The organism is Actinomadura fibrosa (genome assembly GCF_900659615.1).
Lineage (GTDB): Bacteria > Actinomycetota > Actinomycetes > Streptosporangiales > Streptosporangiaceae > Spirillospora > Spirillospora fibrosa.
Genome location: NZ_CAACUY010000539.1, coordinates 1 through 1,427, shown reverse-complemented (window position 1 = coordinate 1,427; position 1,427 = coordinate 1). Strand labels below are relative to the sequence as shown.

The window sequence follows — 1,427 nt, the reverse complement described above, 5'->3', positions numbered from 1 at the left end:
ACGGATGCCCGGCAGTCGAACCGCGAACTGGCCCGGACGCTCGGCATCGCGCCGTCCACCTGCCTCGAACGGGTGAAGGCGCTGACCCGGCGCGGCGTCGGCCGCCATGACCACCCCCCAGCCCGCGATGACGGCGATCGCGCCGGTCCGGCCGCGGTGGCAGGCGAACAGCACCCGGCCGAGGTGGGCGACCAGGCCGTAGCCGAGCAGGCCGGGCGCGAAGGCGAGCACGGCGCGGGACAGGACGTCCTGCTGGTCGGGCTGCCCGGGGTTGAACACGGCGGCGATCGGCAGCGCGACCGCGGCGAGCACGGCGGCGCCCGCGCACGACACGAGGAGCACCGCGCGGGTGGTGGACGCGGTGATCCGGTCGAAGCGGTCCTGGTCGCCGGCGCTCATCCGCGCCGACAGCAGCGGGAACGCGCTGGTGGCGACCGGCACCGCGAGGATCGCCCACGGCAGCAGGTAGACCGCCCACGCGTACTGGTAGTTGGCGAGGGCGCCGCCGGTGCCCTCGTAGCTGAGCCGGACGACGAGCAGCGCGGACAGCTGCTGCGCCGCGACCGTGGCGAGCCCGGCGACCGCGAGCCGCCGGACGCGCCGCGCGACCCCGTCCGGGAAACGCAGGGTGGGCCGCAGCCGCAGGCGCAGCCGCCACGCCGCGACGCCGGCGGTCGCGGCCATGGCGACGCCGCCGAGGGCGGTGCCGACCGCGAGGGTGAGCTCGGCGTCCAGGGGCAGCCCGGCGAGGTCGTTCTCGTAGCCGTCGCCGAGCGGCGCGTACACGAGGTAGGCGGCGATCACCACGAGGCTGGACATCAGCGGCGCGAGCGCGGGCGCGACGAACCGGCGGTGCGACTGGAGCAGCCCGTACAGCACCACGGCCAGCCCGTACATGACCATCTGCGGCGCCATGATCGCGAGCATGTCGCCGCCGACGTCGACGATCTCGCCGCGGGCGCAGCCGCGCAGGTCGCCGCCGACCAGCAGCTCCATGATCGGACGGGACGCGAGCGCCATCAGCGCGGACAGCGGGACCATCAGCACGACGATCCAGGTGAGCAGCGCCGACCCGATCCGGCGGACCTGCTCGCGGTCGCCGCGCTCGGCGGGGCCGGCGAGCACGGGCACGACCATGCTGGCGAGCGCCCCGCCCGCGACGATCTCGTAGACGATGCTGGGGAACTGCGTCGAGGTGAAGTACGCCTGGCTGAGGCAGGACGTCGTGACCGTCTGCGAGAAGGCGTAGGTGCGGCCGAAGCCGGCGAGCCGGGACAGGACCGTGATGATCCCGATGACCACGGCGGCGCCCGCGAGCCCCCCGGTGAGCCGCCGCAGCCGCGACGCCGCGACGGCCCCGCCGGTCCCGGAGTCGCCGCCCGCGCCGGTCCGGGAGTCGCTCGCCGAGCCGGTCCGCGCGGCGGCAT

The 1,427-nt window shown here is 75.8% G+C and carries 2 pseudogenes; one reads left to right on the top strand and one right to left on the bottom strand.

The window, feature by feature from the left end:
* Positions 1 to 114 (top strand): annotated as a pseudogene (locus E1300_RS49510) (winged helix-turn-helix transcriptional regulator); the annotation flags it as partial.
* A 48-nt stretch (positions 115 to 162) separates the two neighbouring features.
* Here E1300_RS49510 and murJ read toward each other — a convergent pair.
* Positions 163 to 1,302, bottom strand: a pseudogene (gene murJ, locus E1300_RS53245) (murein biosynthesis integral membrane protein MurJ); the annotation flags it as partial.
* Between the last annotated feature and the right edge of the window lie 125 nt (positions 1,303 to 1,427).